Annotated in this window: 13 protein-coding genes; 9 read left to right on the forward strand and 4 right to left on the reverse strand. The window is 64.7% G+C overall.

The features are described 5' to 3' along the window. Positions 1-90 precede the first annotated feature (90 nt). From OCX61_RS12460 to OCX61_RS12480, 5 genes are all read left to right on the forward strand, one after another. On the forward strand, positions 91-1,401 hold the full coding sequence (locus tag OCX61_RS12460) for an MdtA/MuxA family multidrug efflux RND transporter periplasmic adaptor subunit (RefSeq protein WP_261944081.1): 1,311 nt from the start codon (positions 91-93) through the stop codon (positions 1,399-1,401). Then, positions 1,398-4,496, forward strand: a complete 3,099-nt coding sequence (locus OCX61_RS12465) for an MdtB/MuxB family multidrug efflux RND transporter permease subunit (protein WP_261944082.1) — start codon at positions 1,398-1,400, stop codon at positions 4,494-4,496. Before OCX61_RS12460 ends, OCX61_RS12465 begins: the two co-directional genes overlap by 4 nt. Further along, the gene (locus tag OCX61_RS12470; RefSeq protein ID WP_261944083.1) at positions 4,493-7,600 is read left to right on the forward strand and encodes an efflux RND transporter permease subunit; all 3,108 of its coding nucleotides are present in this window, start codon (positions 4,493-4,495) and stop codon (positions 7,598-7,600) included. Before OCX61_RS12465 ends, OCX61_RS12470 begins: the two co-directional genes overlap by 4 nt. Then, complete coding sequence (locus OCX61_RS12475; protein WP_261944084.1) at positions 7,597-9,084, forward strand: efflux transporter outer membrane subunit; 1,488 nt, start codon at positions 7,597-7,599, stop codon at positions 9,082-9,084. Before OCX61_RS12470 ends, OCX61_RS12475 begins: the two co-directional genes overlap by 4 nt. Positions 9,085-9,490: 406 nt before the next feature. After that, complete coding sequence (locus OCX61_RS12480) at positions 9,491-11,578, forward strand: putative bifunctional diguanylate cyclase/phosphodiesterase (RefSeq protein ID WP_261944085.1); 2,088 nt, start codon at positions 9,491-9,493, stop codon at positions 11,576-11,578. Here OCX61_RS12480 and OCX61_RS12485 read toward each other — a convergent pair. Further along, on the reverse strand, positions 11,575-11,835 hold the full coding sequence (locus OCX61_RS12485) for a DUF1652 domain-containing protein (protein WP_261944086.1): 261 nt from the start codon (positions 11,833-11,835) through the stop codon (positions 11,575-11,577). The two genes, OCX61_RS12480 and OCX61_RS12485, sit on opposite strands and share 4 nt — an antisense overlap. Positions 11,836-12,130: 295 nt before the next feature. Between OCX61_RS12485 and OCX61_RS12490 the strand changes: the two genes are divergently transcribed. Then, complete coding sequence (locus OCX61_RS12490) at positions 12,131-13,360, forward strand: pyridoxal phosphate-dependent aminotransferase (protein ID WP_261944087.1); 1,230 nt, start codon at positions 12,131-12,133, stop codon at positions 13,358-13,360. Here the strand turns inward: OCX61_RS12490 and OCX61_RS12495 are convergent. Beyond that, positions 13,286-13,933 (reverse strand): DUF1345 domain-containing protein, encoded by a 648-nt coding sequence (locus tag OCX61_RS12495; RefSeq protein WP_261944088.1) that lies wholly within the window; start codon positions 13,931-13,933, stop codon positions 13,286-13,288. The two genes, OCX61_RS12490 and OCX61_RS12495, sit on opposite strands and share 75 nt — an antisense overlap. Before the next feature lie 132 nt (positions 13,934-14,065). Here OCX61_RS12495 and OCX61_RS12500 point away from each other — a divergent pair, with 132 nt between their 5' ends. Continuing rightward, complete coding sequence (locus OCX61_RS12500; RefSeq protein ID WP_261944089.1) at positions 14,066-14,980, forward strand: site-specific integrase; 915 nt, start codon at positions 14,066-14,068, stop codon at positions 14,978-14,980. Between the two features lie 114 nt (positions 14,981-15,094). On the opposite strand, the gene OCX61_RS12505 is transcribed toward OCX61_RS12500, so the two are convergent. After that, a complete protein-coding gene (locus OCX61_RS12505) occupies positions 15,095-16,285 on the reverse strand; it encodes a type II secretion system F family protein (protein WP_261944090.1) in 1,191 nt (396 codons plus the stop codon). An 11-nt stretch (positions 16,286-16,296) separates the two neighbouring features. After that, on the reverse strand, positions 16,297-16,722 hold the full coding sequence (gspG, locus tag OCX61_RS12510) for a type II secretion system major pseudopilin GspG (RefSeq protein ID WP_261944091.1): 426 nt from the start codon (positions 16,720-16,722) through the stop codon (positions 16,297-16,299). A 186-nt stretch (positions 16,723-16,908) separates the two neighbouring features. On the opposite strand from gspG, the gene OCX61_RS12515 reads away from it, so the two are divergent. Further along, positions 16,909-17,502, forward strand: a complete 594-nt coding sequence (locus OCX61_RS12515) for a lytic transglycosylase domain-containing protein (protein ID WP_261944092.1) — start codon at positions 16,909-16,911, stop codon at positions 17,500-17,502. 106 nt (positions 17,503-17,608) lie between these two features. Beyond that, positions 17,609-19,081, forward strand: coding sequence for a sensor histidine kinase (locus OCX61_RS12520; protein WP_261944093.1), 1,473 nt, complete (start codon positions 17,609-17,611; stop codon positions 19,079-19,081). Positions 19,082-19,246 lie beyond the last annotated feature (165 nt).

The following is a 19,246-nucleotide window of genomic DNA, read 5'->3' on the forward strand; positions in this document are numbered from 1 at the left end:
ACCTCTGGTAAAGAGCCTTTGCTATAACGATGCCAGTGCTTATCGTTCAACCTCCCAAGCCGCCATTTCTGAACAAGGTTCGTTCAACCCATGCAAGTGTCCAATTCCCGATCCCCTCGTCGCTGGCTCGTCGGCCTGCTGATCCTGCTGCTGGTGGCCCTGCTGGCCTGGTGGCTGTGGCCCGCGGCAACGCCTGCCCACAAAGCGGCCGGTGGAGGGCGTGGCGGCAAAGGCATGGGCATGGGGATGGGCGGCCGGCCTGGTTTCGGCGGCTCCACCGACCCGGTGCCGGTACGCGTCGAGCCGGTGCGCGTGGGTGACTTCCCCCTCTACTACAAGGCGCTGGGCACGGTCACTGCGACCAACACGGTGAATGTGCGCAGCCGTGTGGCAGGCGAGCTGGTGAAGATCCTCTTCAAGGAGGGCCAGCAGGTCAAGGCCGGCGACCTGCTCGCCGAAATCGACCCACGACCTTACCGGATCGCCCTGCAGCAGGCCGAAGGCACCCTGGCGCAGAACCAGGCGCAATTGAAGAACGCCCAGGTCGACCTGGCGCGTTACAAGGGCCTGTACGCCCAGGACAGCATCGCCAAACAGACCCTCGACACCGCAGAAGCCCAGGTCGCGCAGTTCCAGGGGCTGGTCAAGACCAACCAGGCCCAGGTCAACGATGCCCGCCTGAACCTCGACTTCACTCAGATCCGTGCGCCGATCAGCGGCCGCGTAGGCCTGCGCCAGCTCGACCTGGGTAACCTGGTGGCGGCCAACGACACTACCGCCCTGGTGGTGATCACCCAGACCGAGCCGATCAGTGTTGCCTTCACCTTGCCCGAAACCGAGCTGAACACCGTGCTCGACCGTTACCGCAGCGGCGCCAGCCTGCCCGTCGAGGCCTGGGACCGCACCGACAGCAAGCTGCAGTCCACCGGCGTGCTGGGCAGCATCGACAACCAGATCGACACCACCACCGGCACCCTCAAGTTCAAGGGCCGCTTCGAGAACAAGGACCAGGCGCTGTTCCCCAACCAGTTCGTCAACGTGCGCCTGCTGGCCGACACCCTCAAGCAGGTGGTGATGGCTCCGGCAGCGGCCGTGCAGTTCGGGAACGACGGCACCTTCGCCTATGTGGTCAACGAGCAGAGCACGGTCAATATCCGCAAGCTCAAGGTCGGCGCCAGCGATGGCCAGAACAGCGTCATCCTCGACGGGCTCAAGGCAGGCGAACGCCTGGTGCTGGAAGGCACCGACCGCCTGCGCGAAGGCACCAAGGTCGAAGTGGTCGAAGACAGCTCGCAAGTGCCGACCACCCCAGGCCAGCACCTGCAGGGCCAGGACGCCAAGGGTTCGGCCCAGGCCGATGAAGCGCCTTCCGGCAAAACGGCAGCCAAGGCGGGCGCATGAACCTGTCGCGCCTGTTCATCCTCCGCCCGGTCGCTACCACGCTGACCATGCTGGCCATCGTTCTGGCCGGCCTGATCGCCTACAAGCTGCTGCCGGTGTCGGCCTTGCCCCAGGTCGACTACCCGACCATCCGCGTCATGACCTTGTACCCAGGCGCCAGCCCGCAGGTGATGACCAGCGCGGTGACCGCCCCGCTGGAGCGCCAGTTCGGCCAGATGCCGGGCCTGGAACAGATGGCCTCGACCAGCTCCGGCGGCGCCTCGGTACTGACCCTGCGCTTCAGCCTGGACATGAACATGGACGTCGCCGAGCAACAGGTGCAGGCCGCGATCAACGCCGCCAGCAACCTGCTGCCCAGCGACTTGCCGGCGCCGCCGGTGTACAACAAGGTCAACCCGGCCGACACCCCGGTGCTGACCCTGGCCATTTCCAGCAAGACCCTGCCGCTGCCCAAGCTCAACGACCTGGTCGACACCCGCGTGGCGCAGAAGCTCGCGCAGATCAGCGGCGTGGGCATGGTCAGCATCGCCGGCGGCCAGCGCCAGGCAGTGCGGATCAAGGTCAACGTCGATGCGCTGGCCGCCAACGGCCTCAACCTGGAGGACGTGCGCACCCTGATCGGCGCGTCCAACGTCAACCAGCCGAAGGGCAACTTCGATGGCCCGACCCGGGTGTCGATGCTCGACGCCAACGACCAGCTGCGCTCGCCCGAGGAATACGCCAACCTCATCCTCGCCTACAACAATGGCGCGCCGCTACGCCTGAAGGACGTCGCCGAAATCGTCGACGGTGCCGAAAACGAACGCCTGGCCGCCTGGGCCAACCAGAACCAGGCCGTGCTGCTGAACATCCAGCGCCAGCCCGGTGCCAACGTCATCGAGGTGGTCGACCGCATCAAGCAGTTGCTGCCATCGATCACCGACAACCTGCCGGCTGGCCTCGATGTGTCGGTGCTCACCGACCGCACCCAGACCATCCGCGCTGCGGTCAAGGACGTGCAGCATGAGCTGCTGATCGCCATCGTGCTGGTGGTGATGGTCACGTTCGTGTTCCTGCGCCGCTTCAGCGCCACCATCATCCCCTCGATCGCCGTACCGCTGTCGCTGATCGGCACCTTCGGCGTGATGTACCTGGCCGGCTTCTCGGTCAACAACCTGACGCTGATGGCCCTGACCATCGCCACCGGCTTCGTGGTCGACGACGCCATCGTCATGCTCGAGAACATCTCGCGCCACATCGAGGAAGGCGAGACGCCGCTGCAGGCGGCACTCAAGGGCGCCAAGCAGATCGGCTTCACCCTGATCTCGCTGACGTTCTCGCTGATCGCCGTACTGATCCCGTTGCTGTTCATGGCCGACGTGGTTGGCCGGTTGTTCCGCGAATTCGCCATCACCCTGGCGGTGGCGATCCTGATTTCCCTGGTGGTGTCGCTGACCCTGACGCCGATGATGTGCGCGCGCCTGCTCAAGCGTGAGCCCAAGGAAGACGAGCAGGGCCGCTTCTACCGCGCCAGCGGTGCCTGGATCGACTGGATGATCGAGCACTACGGCCGCGGCCTGCAGTGGGTGCTCAAGCACCAGCCGCTGACCTTGCTGGTGGCCGTGGCCACCCTGGCGCTCACCGTGCTGCTGTACCTGGTGGTGCCCAAGGGCTTCTTCCCGGTGCAGGACACCGGGGTGATCCAGGGTATTTCCGAGGCGCCGCAGTCCACCTCGTTCGCCGCCATGAGCGAGCGCCAGCAGGCCCTGAGCAAGGTCATCCTGCAGGACCCGGCGGTGCAGAGCCTGTCGTCCTACATCGGTGTCGATGGCGACAACGCCACGCTCAACAGCGGCCGCCTGCTGATCAACCTCAAGCCCCATGGCGAGCGGGATGTCACCGCCGGTGAGGTGATCAGCCGCCTGCAGCCGCAACTCGACAAGCTGGTCGGCATCCGCCTGTTCATGCAGCCGGTGCAGGACCTGAGCATCGAGGACCGGGTCAGCCGCACCCAATACCAGTTCAGCCTGTCGTCGCCCGATGCCGACCTGCTGGCGCAGTGGAGCGGCAAGCTGGTGCATGCCCTGCAGCAGCGCCCGGAGTTGCAGGACGTGGCCAGCGACCTGCAGGACAAGGGCCTGCAGGTGTACCTGGTGATCGACCGTGACATGGCCAGCCGCCTGGGCATCAGTGTGTCGCAGATCACCAACGCCCTGTACGACGCCTTCGGCCAGCGGCAGATTTCCACCATCTACACCCAAGCCAGCCAGTACCGCGTGGTGCTGCAGTCGCAGGACGCGGCAGTGATCGGCCCGCAGGCGCTGGAGTCGATCCACGTCAAGGCCACCGACGGCGGCCAGGTGCGGCTGTCGGCGCTGGCGCGCATCGAGCAGCGCCAGGCGCAGCTGGCCATTTCCCACATCGGTCAGTTCCCGGCGGTAACCTTGTCGTTCAACCTGGCCCATGGCGCGTCGCTGGGCGAGGCGGTCAAGGTGATCGAGCAGGTGCAGCAGGACATCGGCATGCCGCTTGGCGTGCAGACCCGCTTCCAGGGCGCCGCCGAAGCCTTCCAGGCCTCGCTGTCGAGCACCTTGCTGCTGATCCTGGCGGCGGTGGTGACCATGTATATCGTGCTGGGCGTGCTCTACGAGAGCTACATCCACCCGGTGACCATCCTCTCGACCTTGCCGTCGGCGGCGGTCGGCGCCTTGCTGGCGTTGATCCTCAGCGGCAACGACCTGGGCATGATCGCCATCATCGGCATCATCCTGCTGATCGGCATCGTCAAGAAGAATGCGATCATGATGATCGACTTCGCCCTCGAGGCCGAGCGTAATCAGGGCATGAGCCCGCAGGATGCGATCTACCAGGCAGCGCTGCTGCGCTTCCGGCCGATCCTGATGACCACCTTGGCCGCGCTGTTCGGCGCCGTGCCGTTGATGCTGGCTACCGGCTCCGGTGCCGAGCTGCGTCAGCCGCTGGGCCTGGTGATGGTCGGCGGCCTGCTGGTCAGCCAGGTGCTGACGCTGTTTACCACGCCGGTCATCTACCTGTACTTCGACCGCCTGGCGCGCCGCTGGCGCCCGGCCGCTGACGCGCAGCAGGCCGAGGCATGAACCTGTCCGGACCTTTCATTCGCCGGCCCGTGGCGACCATGCTGCTGAGCCTGGCGATCATGCTGCTCGGCGGCGTCAGCTTCGGCCTGCTGCCGGTGTCGCCGTTGCCGCAGATGGACTTCCCGGTGATCGTCGTGCAAGCCAACCTGTCCGGGGCCAGCCCCGAGGTCATGGCCGCTACCGTGGCCACGCCGCTGGAGCGCAAGCTCGGCAGCATCGCCGGTGTCACCACCCTGACCAGCAGCTCCAACCAGGGCTCGACGCGGGTGATCATCGGCTTCGAGATGGGCCGTGACATCGACGGCGCCGCGCGCGAGGTGCAGGCGGCGATCAACGCCACGCGTAACCTGCTGCCCAGCGGCATGCGCAGCATGCCCACCTACAAGAAGATCAACCCGTCGCAGGCGCCGATCATGGTGCTCTCGCTGACGTCCAGCGTGTTGCAGAAGGGCCAGTTGTACGACCTGGCCGACACCATCCTGTCGCAGAGCCTGGCCCAGGTCAGCGGGGTAGGGGAAGTGCAGATCGGTGGCAGCTCGCTGCCGGCGGTGCGCATCGCCGTCGAGCCGCAGCTGCTCAACCACTACAGCCTGTCGCTGGACGAGGTGCGCACGGCGGTGGCCAACGCCAACCAGCGCCGCCCCATGGGCTTTGTCGAGGACGCCCAGCGCAACTGGCAGGTGCGCGCCAACGACCAGCTGGAAACCGCCAAGGACTACGAGCCGATCGTGATCCGCCAGTCGAACGGCACGATCCTGCGCCTGTCGGACGTGGCCACCGTCACCGATGGTGTCGAAAACCGCTACAACAGCGGCTTTTTCAACGACCAGAGCGCCGTGTTGCTGGTGGTCAACCGCCAGACCGGCGCCAACATCATCCAGACCGTCGACCAGATCAAGGCCCAGCTCCCGGCCCTGCAGTCGCTGCTGCCGGCCAACGTGCAACTGAACGTGGCCATGGACCGCTCGCCGGTGATCAAGGCCACCCTCAAGGAGGCCGAACACACCCTGCTGATCGCCGTGGTGCTGGTGATCCTGGTGGTCTACCTGTTCCTCGGCAGCCTGCGCGCCTCGCTGATCCCCAGCCTGGCGGTACCGGTGTCGCTGGTGGGCACCTTCGCGGTGATGTACCTGTGCGGCTTCTCGCTGAACAACCTGTCGCTGATGGCGTTGATCCTGGCCACCGGCCTGGTGGTGGACGATGCCATCGTGGTGCTGGAGAACATCTCGCGGCACATCGAGGACGGCCAGCCGCCGATGCGCGCGGCGTTTCTCGGCGCCAAGGAGGTCGGATTCACCTTGCTGTCGATGAACGTATCGCTGGTGGCGGTGTTCGTCTCGATTCTGTTCATGGGCGGCATCGTGCGCAACCTGTTCCAGGAGTTCTCGATCACCCTGGCGGCGGCGATCATCGTCTCGCTGGTGGTGTCGCTGACCCTCACGCCGATGCTCTGCGCGCGCTGGCTCAGGCCCCATCGCGCCGAGCAGACACGCCTGCAACGCTGGAGCGACAAGGCTCACCAGCGCATGATCGATGCCTACGACCGCAGCCTTGGCTGGGCCCTGCGCCACAAGCGCCTGACGCTGATCAGCCTGCTGGCGACCATCGGCCTGAACATCGCCCTGTACGTGGTGGTGCCCAAGACCTTGATGCCGCAACAGGACACCGGCCAGTTGCAAGGTTTCATCCGCGGCGACGATGGCTTGTCATTCAGCGTCATGCAGCCAAAGATGGAAATCTACCGTCGCGCGCTGCTGGCCGACCCGGCAGTTGAGAGCGTGGCCGGCTTCATCGGCGGCAACAGCGGCACCAACAACGCTTTTGTGCTGGTACGCCTGAAGCCCATCGCCGAGCGCAAGCTCGATGCGCAGAAAGTCATCGAGCGCCTGCGCAAGGAAATGCCCAAGGTGCCGGGCGGGCGGCTGTTCCTGATGGCCGACCAGGACCTGCAACTGGGCGGCGGTGGCCGTGACCAGACCACCTCGCAGTACCTGTATACCCTGCAAAGTGGTGACCTGGCGGCCCTGCGCCAGTGGTTCCCCAAAGTGGTCGCGGCGTTGCGCGCGCTCCCCGAGCTGACGGCCATCGACGCCCGTGACGGCTCCGGCACCCAGCAGGTGACGCTGGTGGTCGACCGTGACCAGGCCAAGCGCCTGGGCATCGACATGGACATGATCACCGCCGTGCTGAACAACGCCTACAGCCAGCGGCAGATCTCGACCATCTACGACAGCCTCAACCAGTACCAGGTGGTGCTGGAGATCAACCCGAAATACGCCTGGGACCCAAGCACCCTGGAGCAGGTGCAGGTGATCACCAGTGACGGTGCGCGGGTGCCGCTGTCGACCATCGCCCACTATGAGAACAGCCTGGCCAATGACCGGGTCAGCCACGAAGGCCAGTTCGCCTCCGAAGACATCGCCTTCGACGTTGCCGAAGGCTACAGCCCCGACCAGGCCATGGCCGCGGTCGAGCGGGAAGTGGCCAAGCTTGGCCTGCCCGAGGAAGTGATCGCCAAGCTCGGTGGTACGGCCAGTGCGTTCGCCAAGACCCAGGAAGGGCAGCCGTTCATGATCCTCGGTGCCCTGGTGCTGGTGTACCTGGTGCTGGGCATCCTCTACGAAAGCTACATCCACCCGCTGACCATCCTGTCGACCTTGCCCTCGGCCGGTGTCGGCGCCTTGCTGGCGTTGTATGCCACTGGCGGCGAGTTCAGCCTGATCTCGTTGCTGGGCCTGTTCCTGCTGATCGGCGTGGTGAAGAAGAACGCCATCCTGATGATCGACCTGGCCCTGCAGCTGGAGCGCCACCAGGGCCTGAGCCCGGAGGAGTCGATCCGCCGCGCCTGCCTGCTGCGCCTGCGGCCGATCCTGATGACCACCCTGGCCGCCATCCTGGGTGCCTTGCCGCTGCTGATCAGCCGCGCCGAAGGTGCCGAAATGCGCCAGCCGCTGGGCCTGACCATCATTGGCGGCCTGGTCGTCAGCCAGCTGCTGACCCTTTACACGACGCCGGTGGTGTACCTGTACCTGGACCGCCTGCGCCACCGATTCAACCATTGGCGCGGTGTACGCACCGACGCCGCCCTGGACACGCCGCTATGAACTTCGCCCAGACTCCGCTTCACCGTGCCTTGCAGCTGCTGACCCGTGGCCGTGGCTCGCGCCTGGCCGGCGCCGGGCTGTGCGTGGCCATGCTCAGTGCCTGTACCCTGAGCCCGGACTACCACCGCCCGGCGCTGAGTACACCGGCGCAGTACAAGCAGGCCGAGGGCTGGACCCAGGCCAACCCGTCCGATGCCATCGCCCGTGGTGCCTGGTGGGAAATCTACGGCGATGCCGGGTTGAATGCGCTGGTCGAGGAACTCAACCGCAGCAACCAGACCGTTGCGCAATCGGAAGCCCAGTACCGCCAGGCCCAGGCCTTGGTACGCAGCAGCCGGGCGTCGCTGTTCCCCAGCCTGGACTTGAGCGCCAGCAAGAACCGCTCGGCACAAGGCACCGGCAGTTCCAGTTCGAGCCTGTCCAACAACAGCAGCGGTATCCGCAACACCTACAACGCGCAGCTCGGCGTCAGCTGGGAAGTCGACCTGTGGGGCAAGCTGCGCGAGACCCTGAACGCCAACGAAGCCAGTGCCGAAGCCAGCTTCGCCGACCTGGCCGCGATTCGCCTCAGCCAGCAGTCGGAGCTTGTGCAGAACTACCTGCAGCTGCGGGTAATCGACGAGCAGAAGCGCTTGCTGGAGGCGACCGTCGCGACCTATGAGCGATCGCTGCGGATGAACGAAAACCAGTACCGCGCCGGTGTCGCCGGCCCGGATGCGGTGGCCCAGGCGCGTACCCAGCTCAAGTCCACCCAGGCCGACCTGATCGACCTGATCTGGCAGCGTGCGCAGTTCGAGAACGCCATCGCGGTGTTGCTGGGCAAGGCCCCGGCGGAGTTTTCCCTGGCCGACAGCGGGCGCATTCCGGCGCTACCGCAAATCCCGGTGGCGTTGCCGTCGCAACTGCTCGAGCGGCGCCCGGACATCGCCTCGGCCGAGCGCAACGTGATCGCCGCCAACGCCAACATCGGCGTGGCGCGTGCCGCTTACTTCCCGGACTTGAGCCTGAGCATGAGTGGCGGTTACTCCAGCAGCAGCTTCAGCAACTGGATCGAGCTGCCCAACCGCTACTGGTCGGTGGGGCCGCAACTGGCGCTGACCTTGTTCGACGCCGGCAAGCGCAGCGCCGAGGTTGACCGCACCCGGGCGGTGTATGACCAGACTGTGGCGCAGTACCGCCAGACCGTGCTCGACGGCTTCAAGGAAGTGGAGAACTTTCTGGTGCAGTTGAAGGTGTACGCCGACGAGGCGGTGGTGCGCCAGGAAGCGCTGGAAGCGGCACGCGAGTCGTTGCGCCTGACTGAAAACCAGTACCGCGCCGGTCTGATCGGCTACCTGGATGTGGTCAATGTGCAGACCACCGCGCTGAGTAACGAGCGCAGTGCACTGACGTTGTTGGAAGGGCGCCTGGTCGCCAGCGTGCAGCTGATCGCTGCGCTTGGCGGTGGTTGGGATGCCGAGCAGGCGTTTGCCCAGCAGGAGTAAGTATTCCTGCAAGCAGGCTCCGTTTACTGTGGGACTGTCTTGCTCTGCTTCTCAAAGCTGCCGCGATTCTGGTGGGAGCCGCGCTTGTCGTGGCGACGAACCGCGTCGATGGGCCGCGAAGCGGCCCCCCGATTTTCAAGGTTGTTGCATAAATTGCCGGGGCCGCCTTGCGGCCCATCGACGCGGTTCGTCGCCACGACAAGCGCGGCTCCCACAGAAAAGCGCGGTGGCCCGACAAATGGCAATTTGCCTTCATTTGGTTTGAAATTGCTCTAAATCAGGTTGTTCAGCGGGTTTTCGTGTTCCTTGGATCCATTCCCATTCGCACAAACCCCGTGCGTTTCGCCAAAGCTTGAGTACAATCGTCAGTTTTTTCCGGGCCCCCTGTCCCGAGCTGGATTTTCCAATGCTGAACGGTAGTTACTCCTCCGCGCTGGTGCTTATCTCACTCTGCGTGGCTATCCTCGCTTCCTATACCGCACTCGACCTGACTGGCCGTATCGCCACGGCCAAGGGCCGTGCCGTGCATCTTTGGATGGGCGGGGGCGCGCTGGCCATGGGCATCGGCGTGTGGTCGATGCACTTCATCGGCATGCTCGCCTTCAGCCTGCCCATCGCCCTGGGCTATGACATCGGCCTGACCGTGTTATCACTGCTGATTGCCGTGCTGTCTTCCGGTTTCGCCCTGTGGCTGGTGAGCCAGCCGAGCCTGCCCAAGCTGCAGCTGGCGTTCGGCGCGCTGATCATGGGCTCCGGCATCGCCTTCATGCACTACACCGGCATGGCGGCGCTGCGCATGCTGCCCGGCATCGATTATGACCCGGCCTTGTTCGGCGCCTCACTGGCCATTGCGGTGGGCGCATCGGCAGCCGCCTTGTGGATTGCCTTCCGCCTGCGCCAGCACACCCCCTACGTGCGCCAGGTCCGCGGCCTGGCGGCCATGGTGATGGGGGTTGCCATCGTCGGCATGCACTACACCGGCATGGCTGCGGCAAACTTCCCCGAGGGCAGCTACTGCGGCGCGCTGACCAGCGGGTTGCAGGGCGATGGCCTGGTCTACCTGGTGCTGATCACCACCCTGGCGGTGCTGGCCGTGGCCTTGCTCACCTCGGTGCTGGATGCACGCCTGGAGGCGCGTACCGCAGCACTGGCCCACTCGCTGACCCTGGCCAACCAGGAGCTGACCCAGCTGGCCTTGCACGACACCTTGACCGGGCTGCCCAACCGCACGCTGTTGTCCGACCGCATCGATCAGGCGATTGGCAAGGTGGCGGAGCAGGGCGGCTGCTTTGCCTTGATGTTCATCGACCTGGACGGTTTCAAACCGGTCAACGACGCCTTTGGCCACCATGTCGGCGACCTGCTGCTCAAGGCCGTGGCAGCCCGCCTGCGCGGCCATCTGCACAGCCAGGACACCCTGGCGCGGATCGGCGGTGACGAGTTCGTGTTGCTGGTGGAACTGCAGGAGCCGGAAGACGCCATGGATGTAGCGGTCAAGCAGGTCAACCTGGTGTCACGCGCGTTCCGCGTCGCCGAGCATGACCTGCAACTGACGGCCAGCCTGGGCATCGTGCTGTACCCCGGCAACGGCCACGACCAGCTGGAACTGCTGCGCAACGCCGATGCGGCCATGTACCACGCCAAGAGCGCCGGCAAGAACGGCTACAGCTTCTTCGACGCGTCGATGAACAGCAACGCCCGTCAGCAGTTGCAATTGTTGCAGGACCTGCGCATGGCCCTGGAGCAGGGCCAGTTCCGCTTGCACTACCAGCCTAAGTTCGACGCTCAGGCCCGCGCACCGATCGGTGCCGAAGCCTTGCTGCGCTGGGAGCACCCACAGCACGGCCTGATGTTGCCGGACCGCTTCATCGGCCTGGCGGAAAAGACCGGCCTGATCATCCCCATCGGCGAGTGGGTGCTGGATGAAGCCTGCCGGCAGATGCGCCAGTGGGTCGAACAGGGCCATACGGACTGGCGCATGGCGGTCAACCTGTCGGCCATCCAGTTCTGCCACGCCGGCCTGGTGGACAGCGTCGCCCGGGCCCTGCGGGAGAACGGCCTGGCAGCCAACCGCCTGACCCTGGAGATCACCGAAACCACCGCCATGCACGATGCCGATGCCAGCATGGCGGTGCTGCAGCGGCTGTCGGACATGGGCGTGGACCTGTCCATCGACGACTTCGGTACCGGCTATTCGAGCCTGATGTACCTCAAGCGCCTGCCGGCCAACGAACTGAAGATCGACCGTGGTTTCGTGCGTGACCTGGAGCAGGACAGCGACGACGCGGCGATTGTTTCGGCGATCGTCGCCCTGGGCCAGGCGCTGGGGCTGCGCATCGTTGCCGAAGGGGTGGAGACCAACCGCCAGCAGGACTTCCTGACCCGTCTGGGCTGTGATTCGCTGCAAGGCTATCTGCTCGGTCAGCCGGTGCCGGCCGAGCAGTTCATGGGCAGGTTGCAGGTGTTGCGCGAGGAAAGCGAGGCGGCGGTCTAGCCCGCGTCAAGCAGGGTAAAGGGGGGCGAGAACGCCTCCATCTCGGCCTCCACGGCCTCAATGATACGTTCGACATCCGCTGCGGCCATGATCGCCGTGCAGGGGATACCGGCGATGGCCAGCAGGGTCTCGCCGGTGGCGCGGTCGAACAGCCGTGCAACCATGCTGCGCGGTGCATCCATGCTGGCCTCGAAGCCCAGCGGATGGAAATGCCAGCGCATCACCTGGCAGGCGTTGGGGAACGTCATCTTGTTCAAGCCAGCCTCCTTGTCCTTGCCTGGACGCGGTGATCGGTTGCCGTTCGCTCGGCTGCCGGGAACCTAACCATAGCATCTGTCACAGGCCATGTTCGGTGCAAAACAAGACAAATGTATTAATACATGACAGCGTTCACAGAGCCGTCAGGACAACCGTCTGACGGCAAATGGCCACGCAAACGTTTTCTCTGCATGATGGCAGCAAGGTTGTCGTTTTGCTCTGCTAGTTTTAACGTCATACGGCGCACAGCGTTTTCGGACGAGCGGTGCGAGCTGGGCAGACAGGGAGACAGTCATGCGCTATTCCACGCTCACTCACCGCATTGCCAGCGACGCCGGTGCGGCGTGGGATATTCACTATCAGGCCCAGGCATTGCGCCGCGCGGGGCGCGAAATCTTCCTGCTGTCGATGGGGGACCCGGATTTCGACACGCCAGCGCCGGTGGTCGACGCAGCGATAGCCAGCCTGCAGCGCGGCGAAACCCATTACAGCGACGTGCACGGTAGCCTGGCGCTGCGCCAGGCGATTGCCCGGCGCACGGGGGCGCAAGTCTCGGCCGACCAGGTGATGGTCCTGGCCGGTGCCCAGTGCGCGCTGTACGCGGTTTGCCAGTGCCTGTTCGAAAGCGGTGACGAGGTGATCGTTGCCGAGCCCATGTATGTCACCTATCAAGGCGTGCTTGCAGCCAGTGGCGCACAGCCGGTGCAGGTACCGATCAGTCCGGAGCAGGGTTTTCGCCTTGACCCGTTGGCAGTGGCCCGGGCGATAACCCCGCGTACCCGTGGCCTGTTGCTGAACACCCCGCATAACCCGACGGGCGCCGCCATTTCGCCGCAGGACATGGCGCGGCTGGGGCAGCTGTGCCGGGAACATGACCTGTGGCTGGTGTGCGATCAGGTGTACAGCGGCTTGCTGTTCGACGGCGAACCGGCAGACCCGATGAGTCTGCCGGGCATGGCCGAGCGCTGTGTGCTGATTGACAGCGTGTCCAAGTCCCACGCCATGAGCGGTTGGCGGGTGGGTTGGGTGGTCGGCCCGCAGCCCTTGATTGCACACCTCGCCACCTTGGCCATGGTGATGCTGTTCGGCCTGCCCGAATTTGTCATGGCTGCTGTTTGCATGGCGCTGGAGCAGGATCTGCCGGCCGTACGGGAGATGCGTGAGGCCTATCGACAGCGGCGCGATCGGGTCTGCGCTGCCCTGGCAGATTGCCCCGGGCTGCTCGCCCATCGGCCGGCGGGCGGCATGTTCGTCATGCTCGATATCCGTGCCACTGGGCTCAGCGCCCAGGCCTTCGCTCAGCGCCTGCTGCTGGAGGAGGGCGTAGCACTTTTGCCTGGGGATGCGTTCGGCCCCAGTGCGGCGGGCCATGTGCGCATGGGGCTGGTGCTCGACGCCGAGCGCCTGGAACAAGCCTGTCGGCGCATCGTTGCCTGTGCCGGGCGCGTGCTAGCCGAGCAGGCCTGCCGCAATGTTGATGGTAAAGCCCAGAATCGCCGTGTTGAACACAAAGCCTACCAGTGAATGCGCCAGCACCACCCGGCGCATGCCGCGCCCGCTGACGCCGACATCGGAAGTCTGCACGGCAACACTGATGGTGAACGAAAAGTAATGGAAGTCCCAGTAATCCGGGTTGCACTCACCGTCCGGGAAGCGCAGCGCCGGCGCATTGCGCTCGCCGGTATAGAACAGGCGGGCGTAGTGCAGGCTGAAGATGCAGCCGATCAGCAGCCACGAGCCGGCCACCGTGAGCCCGGTATACAGGTAGTGCAGGGCCAATGCGCTGCCTTGCAGCCCGCGGCTCGAAACCAGCTGCAGAGTGACGGCGGCCAGGCTGGCGATGGCCGCGACACACACGGTGAACAGCACCAGGCCGGCGTTTTCGTCCTCGACCCTGGCGACCTTGCGCACTTTATCGGGGCTGGCACGCCAGGTCAGCCACAGGACCAGCAGCAGGTACAGCCATACGCCCAGATTCCAGCCAGCAAGGATGCGCTGCACGGTGTCGTCGGCAGGGATCAGCCAGGCGCCGAGCATGCCGGCCAGGGCGGCGATGCTCAGGCGTGGGTGGGTACGGGTCAGGCGGTGGAAAACCATGGGTGCTCGCGTGTGAATGCTCGGTCTGAACTCTAGACCACAGATCACCTGCCACGGTATGGGTTCGATCAAGTTACTGGGTTTGCGGTACCATTGCGCGCCGTTGCTTTGATTCGCTTCAGGATTCACGTTTTGTCCGACCTTTCGCAAAATCCACTGCTGCAATACCTGGCCCGGCTGGCACCGTCCAGCCAGCAGACCATGCGTTACATCCTCCAGGATGCCGCCGACCGGCTCGGTTTCGTCGACTGCAACCTCGTCGATGTGCCGTGGCACCGGCTGGACCCTGGCCATGTGATTGCGCTGGTGGCGGCATTGCGCGCCGATGGTTATGCGCCGAACAGCTCCTCGCTCTATGTAAACGCCGTGCGCGGGGTGATGAACGAGGCGTGGCGCCAAGGCCTGATCGACCATGAGCAGTTGCTGCGCATCCGTGAAGTGAAGCCGGCGTCCGGCAGCCGCCTGCCGCCCGGGCGCAACCTGCGGCGCAGCCTGATTCGCGAGCTGATGGACCTGTGCGAGGCCGACCCACGGCCGCAGGGGGTGCGCGACGCCGCCATCATCGCCTTGCTCTACGGTACTGGCATGCGCAAGTCCGAATCGGTGGATATCGACCTCAGCCAGGTCGACTTCGAGGCGCGCAGCCTGCAGGTCACGGGCAAGGGTAACCGGCAGTTGATCAAATATGCCCCGGCCTGGGCATTCGAAAAGCTGCAGGCCTGGCTGGACCTGCGCCGGCAGGCGCTGCCCGAAGGGGCGTCGGACGACCCGTTCCTGTTCAACCGTATCCGCCGTGGCAACCACATCACCCGCGCACGCATCACCAAGCATGCGATCTATTACATCGCCCGCCAGCGCGGCGCCCAGGTGGGGGTAAAGATCATGCCCCATGATTTTCGCCGGGCGTTCATCACCCGGGTGATCGAAGAGCATGACCTGTCGATTGCGCAGAAGCTGGCGCACCATGCCAACATCCAGACCACTGCCAGTTATGACCGGCGTGATGACAACGAACGGCGGCGCGCGGTGGACCGCTTCGACTACTGATTCGCCTGCACCAGCCCTTTCGCGGGGCAAGCCCGCTCCCACAAAAACACCAAAGGCTCGAATCCAGTGAAGTTCCGTGGGAGCGGGCTTGTCCCGCGAAGAGGCCCTGACAAGCTAATGAATGCTCGAAGCCAGGTCGAAGATCGGCATGTACATCAGGATCACGATCCCGCCGATCAGTAGCCCGATGAAGGTCATCAGCAGCGGTTCGAACAGCTTCACGAACCACTCTACCCAGCGGCCGATTTCCTGATCATGGAAATCGGCGCAGCGTTCGAGCATTTCCCCCAGGTTCCCCGATTGTTCCCCCGCCCGCAGCAGCCGCAGCGATACGGGGGTGACCAAATGACCGGCCTCCAGTGCGTCTGATAACGGCAGCCCTTCACCCACGCGCCGGCTGGCCTGCTCAAGGCCTTGCGCCGAAGCGCTGCCGAGCAGCCCATGGGCCATGCCCATGGCGGTGAGAATCGGAATACCGCCCTGCAGCAGGATCCCCAGCGAGCGATAGAAACGCGCCAGCTCATACATCACCAGGCGCTGATGCAAGGCGGGCAAACGCCGCAGTTGCCGTGATGCAAAGCGCCGTACCAACGGGTTGCGGCGCAGTACCACCAGCGCTCCGATGCCGCCCGCGACCGCCAGGGCCAGCGGCAGCTGCTGGGCATGCAGGAACAGGCCGACATCCATCAGTACCCGGGACAACCAGGGCAGTTCGCTGCCCATGCCCTCGAACACCAGGCTGAAGCGCGGCACCACATAGCCAAGCAGGAACAGCACCACACCGCCGCCCACCAGCAACAGCAGCAATGGGTAGACCGATGCGCCCACCAGTTTCTGCCGGACCAGGTCCAGGCGCTGGCGATAGCCGATATAGCGGGCCAGGGCGTCCCCCAGCGCGCCGGTGCGTTCGCTGGACTGCACCAGCGCCACGTACAGTGGCGGGAACACCCGTGGCTGCTGTGCCAGCGACTGGGACAGCGAGCGGCCTTCATAGAGCTGACGCACCAGCTCGGTCAGGACCTTGCGCGTAGCCCCGACGGGGGACTTTTCCGCCAGGCTCTCCAGGGCATCGATCAGTGGCAGGCCGGCGTGCAGCAGGGTGGTCAGTTCCTGGCTGAACAGCACCAGGTCGAATGTCGCCGCACGGCGCCAGGCCAGGCCACCCAGGGCTTTGCCCTGGCCGCGCACACTGACCACCCGCAACCCTTGGTGCTCGGCCTGGCGACGCGCGTGTTCGGCGTCTTCGGCGTCGACCTGTATCTGCACGATGCCCTGTCTGCCGAGGGCCTTGAGGCTATAGCGCATGTCCGTTCTCCTCATTGCCAGCTGGTGATTTCAGCGTTTTCGCCATCGCCGCCGGGCTGGCCGTCCTTGCCCATCGACAGCAGGTCGTACTCACCCCCGTTTTCGCCGGGCTGTCGGTAGATGTAGGGGCGGCCCCATGGGTCCTGCGGCACCGCCTTCTGCAGGTAGGGCCCCGACCAGCGCGCCTCGCCACTGGGGGCGGTGACCAGCGCCTGCAGGCCCTGCTCGCTGGTGGGGTAATGGCCCACTTCCAGGCGGTACAGGTCAAGGGCCTTGCCCAGGCCTTCGATCTGCGCCTTCGCCACCTTGGCTTCCGAGCGACCGAGCTGGCTGAAGTACTTGGGCGCGACGATGCCGGCCAGTAAACCGAGCACCACCAGGACTACCAGGAGTTCAAGCAGGGTGAAGCCCCGTTGGGGGTTGGATTTGCGCTGCATGGTGAAGCCCTCCGCTGGATGGGGACACGCTTTTCCAAGCCACATGCAACAGCCGTGCACGTCTGCCTCGGGGCCTTGCGCCATGCGCCATGGCAAGCGGCACGGTGCTTGCGTCGTTGCACAAAAGCCCGGGTTTTCCGGGGCATTTCCCCCATATCGGGGGGGCACGGCGGGGAGGCGACCGACATGCGTGTGGTGATCCTGGTAGTGACCTGGCTGGTGGCGGCATTCGCCCAGGCCGACATGTACATTTCCGTCGATGCCAATGGCGGCTATGTACTGAGCAACGTCCACCGGCCAGGACGCCATTACCAGCGGGTGATCAGCGAACCCCTCGCCCAGGCAGGCCCGGCCGATGCGCAGTTGATCACCGGGCGGCCCTATGCCGAACTGGTGGCGGCGGCGGCCCGCGACTACGAGGTGCCGTTGGCGCTGCTGCATGCGCTGATCAAGGCCGAGTCAGGCTACAACCCCAAGGCCCGCTCGGCGGCTGGGGCGGTGGGGCTGATGCAGCTGATGCCGGACACGGCCAAGGAGATGGGGGTGCAGGACATCCTCGACCCCGAAGACAACGTGCAGGGCGGCGCGCGCTACCTCAAACGCATGCTGACCCTGTTCGACAATGACATCACCCTGGCCGTGGCCGCCTACAACGCTGGCCCCGATGCCGTGCGGCGGCGCGGTGCGGTACCACCGTTCGCCGAGACCCGCCGCTATGTGCCAACTGTGCTGCGCGAATACCGCAAGCTGCAGGGGCTGGCCGATGACTCGCCGCTCTGAACGGACCTTGCGTCGCACAAGTGGCGCAATTCGTCCCCAATCAATCCCATGGTCACCCAACTCTGGGCTATAACCTTTGAACAGGTGCCCTGCAGTGGAGTCCGCCATGGACGTCGCCCCCCGTACCGAAGCAATCGAGGTGCCTGCGGGTAGCGAAGCCGCTGCGCCGCGCCGGCCCTTCAATTTGCTGCGCTGGTACGCCTGGGTGAGCCTGGCGATCATCCTGTCGGTGGCTGCGGGTCTGGGGCTGATTTCCAGCCGTTTCATCATCGATGAGAGCATCGAGCGCGACGCTTTGCTCACCGCGCAGTTCATCACCTCGATCGCCGATGCCGAAGTGCGCCACGTGTCGATCCCCAATGTGCGCACCATGGGTGAACTGCTCGATCCACGCGCCGATCACACGGTCTTGCCCGATGTCGACCCGGAAGCGCGGCGCAAGGCCCGCGGTGAGTTCCTCGACCATATCGCCCACCTGCCGGACATGCTGCTGGCCAACATCTATGCCCCGGACCGGACGGTGATCTGGTCGACCAACCCGGCGCTGATGGGCAAGCTGATCGCCGGTGATGAAGACCTGGATCGGGCCTTCGAGTACAAGATGCGGGTCTCGGCCAGTTACCACAATTTCGAGCAGGCACGCATCGAGCAGAAGTTCGTGGTCCCGCCGGAACAGCTGTTCATCGAAAACTACATCCCCTTGTTCGATGCCGATGGCGATACCGTCACGGCGATGGTGGAAATCTACAAGGAGCCGCGCGACCTGATCGTGCGCATCGAGCATGGGCTGATTCTCATCTGGCTGGCCATCACCGTCGGTGCTGCGCTGGTCTATATCGGCCTGTACGGCATCATGCGCCGCGCCGCGCGAGTGATGGCGGTGCAACAGAAGCGCCTGATCAGCAGTGAGACCTACGTGGCCCTTGGCGAGGTGTCGTCGGCGGTGGCTCACAGCCTGCGCAACCCGTTGGCCAGCATCCGCTCCAGCGCCGAACTGGCCCAGGCCTTCGATGAAGGCCCGGCACAACGCAACATCAATGACATCATCAGCCAGGTCGACCGCATGTCGCAGTGGATTCGCCAACTGCTGCAATCCTTGCGGCCGCTGAACGACGAAGCGGTGCCGGTCGACTTGCCCCAGGTTCTGCAGGAAAGCCTGCAGAGTTTTGCCGTGCCGCTGGCGCGCAGCGAGGTGACGCTGGATCTGCAACCAATACCGTCGGTGCACGTGCTTGGCCACCCGGCGCTGCTGGGGCAGATCTTCAACAGCCTGATTGCCAATGCCCTGGAGTCGATGGAGCAGGGCGGGCGCTTGCGTATCGAGGTGGTCAAGCGGGACCGGCGCAGCCTGACCTTGCGCCTTGCCGATACCGGCAAGGGCATGAACGAGCAGCAGCAGCGCCTGGCGTTCAGGCCATTTTTCAGTACCAAGCAAGGTGGGCTGGGTGTGGGGTTGGTACTGGTCAAGCGCATCATGGAACGCTTTGGTGGTTCGGTCCGCCTGAGTAGCAGCGCAGGCCATGGCACGCGGGTATCGCTCAATTTCCGGTTGGCCTGCTCATCACAAAAGGCTTTATAAATATGTCTTAAACTACTGAAATAAAAGTGTTTTATCAGTTTTGGGTAAAGGATACCCAAAAATGGGGAATCAGTCTCGAAGCAGCATCATGAATGGCTCATAACTGTATGATTTATATAGATATGACGATTGGTTAAAAGGTGTGGCTGAGTTCTTGCAGGTTGT

This window comes from Pseudomonas sp. LRP2-20, assembly GCF_024349685.1.
Lineage (GTDB): Bacteria > Pseudomonadota > Gammaproteobacteria > Pseudomonadales > Pseudomonadaceae > Aquipseudomonas.

What these genes read in the sequence shown, in the direction of transcription:
- OCX61_RS12460 (WP_261944081.1), top strand. Translation starts at nt 91, where the DNA reads ATGCAAGTGTCCAATTCCCGATCCCCTCGTCGCTGGCTCGTCGGCCTG.
- OCX61_RS12465 (WP_261944082.1), top strand. Translation starts at nt 1,398, where the DNA reads ATGAACCTGTCGCGCCTGTTCATCCTCCGCCCGGTCGCTACCACGCTG.
- OCX61_RS12470 (WP_261944083.1), top strand. Translation starts at nt 4,493, where the DNA reads ATGAACCTGTCCGGACCTTTCATTCGCCGGCCCGTGGCGACCATGCTG.
- OCX61_RS12475 (WP_261944084.1), top strand. Translation starts at nt 7,597, where the DNA reads ATGAACTTCGCCCAGACTCCGCTTCACCGTGCCTTGCAGCTGCTGACC.
- OCX61_RS12480 (WP_261944085.1), top strand. Translation starts at nt 9,491, where the DNA reads ATGCTGAACGGTAGTTACTCCTCCGCGCTGGTGCTTATCTCACTCTGC.
- OCX61_RS12490 (WP_261944087.1), top strand. Translation starts at nt 12,131, where the DNA reads ATGCGCTATTCCACGCTCACTCACCGCATTGCCAGCGACGCCGGTGCG.
- OCX61_RS12495 (WP_261944088.1), bottom strand. Translation starts at nt 13,933, where the DNA reads ATGGTTTTCCACCGCCTGACCCGTACCCACCCACGCCTGAGCATCGCC.
- OCX61_RS12505 (WP_261944090.1), bottom strand. Translation starts at nt 16,285, where the DNA reads ATGCGCTATAGCCTCAAGGCCCTCGGCAGACAGGGCATCGTGCAGATA.
- gspG (WP_261944091.1), bottom strand. Translation starts at nt 16,722, where the DNA reads ATGCAGCGCAAATCCAACCCCCAACGGGGCTTCACCCTGCTTGAACTC.
- OCX61_RS12515 (WP_261944092.1), top strand. Translation starts at nt 16,909, where the DNA reads ATGCGTGTGGTGATCCTGGTAGTGACCTGGCTGGTGGCGGCATTCGCC.
- OCX61_RS12520 (WP_261944093.1), top strand. Translation starts at nt 17,609, where the DNA reads ATGGACGTCGCCCCCCGTACCGAAGCAATCGAGGTGCCTGCGGGTAGC.